This is a genomic window from Nostoc sp. DedQUE02 (genome assembly GCF_034531035.1).
GTDB lineage: Bacteria > Cyanobacteriota > Cyanobacteriia > Cyanobacteriales > Nostocaceae > Nostoc.
On sequence record NZ_JAVRBY020000130.1, the window covers coordinates 1 to 5,096 of the forward strand.

The 5,096-nt window shown below is 40.5% G+C and carries 5 protein-coding genes and 1 pseudogene; 5 read left to right on the forward strand and 1 reads right to left on the reverse strand.

Annotated elements, in window-relative coordinates; all coding sequences use genetic code 11:
* Positions 1-76 precede the first annotated feature (76 nt).
* Positions 77-781: pseudogene (locus tag RMX98_RS36005) on the forward strand (AIPR family protein); the annotation flags it as partial.
* A 101-nt stretch (positions 782-882) separates the two neighbouring features.
* Entirely contained in the window at positions 883-1,218 is a 336-nt protein-coding gene (locus RMX98_RS36010; protein ID WP_322681141.1) for a hypothetical protein, read from the forward strand.
* Between the two features lie 4 nt (positions 1,219-1,222).
* Here the strand turns inward: RMX98_RS36010 and RMX98_RS36015 are convergent, their stop codons facing one another.
* Positions 1,223-2,635, reverse strand: coding sequence for a multicopper oxidase family protein (locus tag RMX98_RS36015; protein WP_409882105.1), 1,413 nt, complete (start codon positions 2,633-2,635; stop codon positions 1,223-1,225).
* A gap of 1,097 nt (positions 2,636-3,732) precedes the next feature.
* Between RMX98_RS36015 and RMX98_RS36020 the strand changes: the two genes are divergently transcribed.
* From RMX98_RS36020 to RMX98_RS36030, 3 genes are all read left to right on the forward strand, one after another.
* Complete coding sequence (locus RMX98_RS36020; RefSeq protein ID WP_322681139.1) at positions 3,733-4,371, forward strand: TenA family transcriptional regulator; 639 nt, start codon at positions 3,733-3,735, stop codon at positions 4,369-4,371.
* 152 nt (positions 4,372-4,523) lie between these two features.
* Positions 4,524-4,682: an HAD hydrolase-like protein gene (locus tag RMX98_RS36025; protein ID WP_409882106.1), complete on the forward strand. Its 159-nt coding sequence runs from the start codon at positions 4,524-4,526 to the stop codon at positions 4,680-4,682.
* 40 nt (positions 4,683-4,722) lie between these two features.
* A complete protein-coding gene (locus RMX98_RS36030) occupies positions 4,723-4,974 on the forward strand; it encodes a hypothetical protein (RefSeq protein ID WP_322681137.1) in 252 nt (83 codons plus the stop codon).
* The last annotated feature ends 122 nt before the right edge of the window (positions 4,975-5,096 follow it).

Sequence of the window (5,096 nt, forward strand, 5' to 3'; positions counted from 1 at the left end):
TCAGCTTACTTTCACGTGAAAGCTTTGCTATTTAAGCATTATAGTCTTTTTTAATTTCCTGTTTTGTTTAAGTCCCGATAGAAAATTCCGCATCGCCTATTACCAAAATCAAAGCGGCGCTCCCAGAAATGCCCAGTGTAATGTCACCCATTTGCTGAAGCTCCTTTACTGCCTCGACAGAAATAAATATAACCCCGACGGCAATAAACGAACCAAACACCCAGTAGGGATGAGTCTTCCAAGTAACATCACAGACGCAGAAAGGGAAAGATTAACTGCACTTTTGCCTCTCTTGACTCATGCTCTGTGGATAGAGCAAAGACTCTACGAAATAATTCAAGAATATATCAGCAACTCCAGAAGAAAGGGGGCTAATGACTTAGCATCAATTGATACACGTAAAACGACGTTATTACCTGACAGCAAGTACTCTTTTGGGTTTGGTGCGCCAACTGACCTGGCACTACCGATAATCGCATCATATCGGGTATTTTTGGACAAAGACTATAAATGGATTCTGCCGTTTAACGAATTTGCCAAAGATTTTCTGCAACACTTGTGGAATAACTATTTCCGTAAATACTTGGTGTCGGATAAAACAACAGGAAATACAGTAGGTACAAAAATCAGCCGCAATCAAGAGATTTAGGAAAGTCTTTATATCTCGGCGCAGAGTTATCTAAATCAGCACTTGATGCAAATGGTTAAGCCCAGCAAGTCAGGGTCAGAATCGAAGGTGACACAAGGTAGAAAAGGGCGTGTGCAAGCAGCTAAGAAATAATATTAGCCTTTAGCATTGGGACTACTTCAAAATAAAATGATTGACAGTTTCTTAAGCTACGATTGAGGTAAAAGTTCCTCTTCACTAAAAGAGAAAAATTCATGTTGAAAATATTTTTTGTGTCAATAATTATGTTTCTTTCTTCGTTGTTTTTAGCTCCAATCGGTTTTAGTATGCCGCTGTCACAAAACGTAGCATTGATTGCGGAAGTGACTGTAACTAATCCTCAGCCGCAGGTGAAATTAGAACCAACTGAAACTGTTCGATCCTCTAAAACCACACAAAATAATCAAAAACAGGAGAGTTCTGCAAAAACATTAGAGTCAACTTCTAAGCAAACACCAAAACCCATAGTCCAAGGTACTAATCCTCAACCACCTCATCCTTATGATATGGAGAAAATGGAAAAATTCGATCGACAACTGTATGGAGACTAAAATTTTAGAAGGGTGGTGCGGGAAGTGGTTTTGCTTTCGCTGTTGTGATTGGATCTGCTCCCCCTGAGCCGACCTCAAATTGAGTCATCATATCGTGGTCTTCATGAACCAAGTTATGACAGTGCATCATATACTTACCTGCATGAGGTCCATATTTGGCTATTACCCGTACAGTTTGACCGGATTCCACCAAGAATACATCTTTCCAACCTCGTTCATAAGGTAATGGTGGCAAGCCATTGCGGTCTATCATCTGTAAATCTACAAGATGAATGTGTACTGGATGTACCCACTCACCTCCAGTATTTACGAGGTTCCAAATCTCAACATCACCGACACTCAGATTGGCATCGACCCTGTTTTTATCCCAAGTTCTATTGTTAATCTGCCATAGTTGGTTGCCACGACCAAACCTAAAGGTTCTGGCTCTGACTGCTGAAGATACTGGTATTATCTGCACAGGACGTAAAGTATTGGGTATCTCACTATCATCGCTTTCTTGCCTAACCACATCAAAACGCATTATTTGCTGAGTACGACTGTCAGAATCGATGTTGCTTGAGAATATAGGATTCTGTAACACTATTTGGGTACCAATGGGGTATTTAGAAAAATCGATAATAAATTCATAACGTTCAGCGACACCAATCCGTAGATTTTTCGTTCTGACGGGAGCGCTGAGTAATCCAGCATCGGAGGCGATGATAATTAAATCATCTTTTGTACTCAGTTGTAGTTGACATGTGCGGGAAGTACCTGCATTTAATATTCGGAAACGATACTTGCGATTCGCTACCTCCATCCGAGGATAAGGTACTCCATTCACCAGCATGATATCGCCATATAGACCTCTTTGACGGCGATCGTCAAAAATAAGGGAGCCATCACTGTCAAATCTTTTATCTTGAATAATCAAAGGTATATCGTAGTCTCCTTTCGGCAAAGGCAGATTTAACTCTAGGTCATCCTCAATAATGTACATGCCTGCTAACCCCATATACACATGACGCGAGGTTTGGTGAAGCGCGTGGTCATGATACCAGAGGGTAGCCGCCCGGTTGTTAGGATAGATATAATCTTTGTAGTAACCAAAGGGAATAAAGTCTTCTGCATAACCATCATACTGAGGTAAAGAAGCCATCCCATGCAGATGGATTACCATTGATTCAGGCAAATTATTAATAAAACGTACTATTGATTGTCTACCGCGTTGCGCGCGAATAGTAGGGCCAGGCGTGATGCCATTGTAGCCCCAAATTTTAGTGCTTAATCCTGGTAAAATCTCTACTTGGGTTTGTTGCATAGTAATCTCGTAGTAATCTCCAGTAGAGTCACTATGTACAGGATTGAGAACAGGTGGAATCCGAAATGGCTGTTGAAAAGGTTGAATTTGTGGGCTGAACTGGCCAGCTCCCATATTCAAAGCTCCTACCGGTAGCATAAGCGTACTCTTTGCGATTAAGTTGAGTGCATCCCGTCTAGTAATCACCATACTGATGTCCTTTTTTTAGTATTCAGCTCTGAGTCTTTTTATTTACAAAAATATGCTTTTCAATACTTATATAGCAGGTATAAAAGCTACTTAAAACCATTTCGCATCTACGCGCTCATTCGTGAGCAAGATGATTTGTATTTATAAACATATAGCACCTACCCTCTTCGATTTAAGGTATTGAAGTATTTTTTTACTAATTCACCCGATTTTCAAATACAGGAAACCTGACTTTTCCCGTTAAGTCAGGAACTCTTGAAATAGCTTGGGTTCCAGCTCCTAATTTAGTTTCCTGAGAAATACTTATTGATGATATTTTAAGGACTAATTAGCAAAAAATAAGTCTGGAGGTAGGGTTGCAAGTTTGGGTATAGGGAAAGACAGAAAGTCTTACTACACCCCACACCCACTGATTTTTTCAGATACTGTGAAAAGTCAGATTAAACAAGAGGCTCCAAATAAATGACCATTTAGCCAGTTACTAAGGATTGATGAACTCTGGAAGATTCGCACCATCCCACCAAACATGGATATATGCCACAGACTAACAAATTGCCGCCGTACTCAACCCTGTGATAGTTAGAGCAACCGATGCAGGCTGCTGGTCTAAAAACTACTCGAAATCGAAACCGAAATTCTCCGAGTAGTCTGCATGAATCGTACTAGTAGTGTACCAACCCAAAATTGCTACATGGAGGTAAGCAAGAGAGCAGGGGAGAAAATTGCAGTAAGTCTTTCCCCCCTGCCCCTCTGCCCCTCCGCTCCTCTGCTGACCACAACGCAAAGTTGGCTTGACAGACTACTAGATGTCACCTCAGCGGAGGTAGAATCGTTAGAATCTTAGGCACTTGTCAAGAATAAATTCAGCCCAGCCGTCACTTTCGCCCTCAAGGCGAAAGCGCCTAAATCTCTCAGTTTTGCCAAAAATATTATTGATACGGCTGGGCTGATTTATTTATTGGATCTCCCTTAGCAGTCTATTCCTCTCCATTCCATCTCCCCGAAACACCTATTGAGCCAAAATGACTATTACCTGCAAACTTCTTTTACAAAATCACGCTCAAGATTGGCAAGAAGCAACTGTGCATCCCTTCCTAGAACAGTGTCAATTAGGTATAATTCAACCCCAGCAATTTAATACATGGTTGATGCAAGATTATCTGTTTGTTGTGGAATTTACGCGGATGGTAGGGCGAGTATTAGCCAGCGCACCTCTAGAACATTTTGATGTGATACTTGGAGGACTGGCAGCTCTTAAAGACGAACTCAATTGGTTTCAAGAAAAAGCTACCCAACGACAACTCAATCTTAATATAAAAAAACAACCAACCTGTAGAGAATACTGTGAATATATGCAGAGTCTTGCAGACAAGCCTTATCCTGTACAAGCAACTGCATTTTGGGCTATTGAATTTGCCTATAATCAAGGTTGGCAACTACCAGGTAAGATGCCTACACCTTACAATGAATTTGCAGAAAGATGGGGAAATATCGATTTTACAAAATATGTAAAACTTTTGTCACAGCAAGTTGATGAGGTTTTAGAAACGACACAGGAAGATATTCAAAAACAAGCTGAAGAATCTTTTTTAATGGTGGCAAAATTTGAACATAATTTCTGGCAGATGGCTTTTCACACAGCACAACATGAATCAAAATAGTTTTCAATGGGCTGGACACGAACGCTCACGGTAGACACGGCAACACTGTTGTCGTCTTTTGCAAGTGGTATTAAATTTAAGATGCGGATCTATCGCTAGATGGGTTCTATTACTGTCCCCATCATCCAAATGGTGTAATATCTAAATATGCAATTGCTTGCGAATGTCGTAAACCAAAACCAGGCTTGATTTTACGTGCAGCTAGCGAACAAAATATAGATTTAGCAAATTCTTGGTTTATTGGCGATAATCTCAGTGATGTAGAAGCTGGACGATCGCGAAGACGTATTGCATTTCGATATACCAGTTAATAGCGGCAATGACAATGCCTAATGCTTATCTGGTTGGTTCATGATTGAGATTTGTGGTGAGCGATTGTCAGCCTTAGCATCAGCCGAGATTCAAGACTTGGAGTTTAATGGGTTAGTTGTATTTGAAGATTTGTTGATAGCGCTGGGCAAAACAAATGTATCGATAGTGAAAGAGAGCGACTTAACCCTTGAAAATTTGCGGTTACTAGATCAAGTTTGGACGGGAGAAAATATGCGAGTGTTTGAATTAATTTCCATCTTGGAAAAAGATGACGAACAGTCCTGTAGCTAATTGTCACTGAAATGAGAACCGCACTAAAAAATAGTAATTATCTAACGGGACTTAGACAAAAATTAGGCCCAAATGTAGCCCAAACTAGCTTTATAAGCAGCAAATACGTCACGATTAAGAGT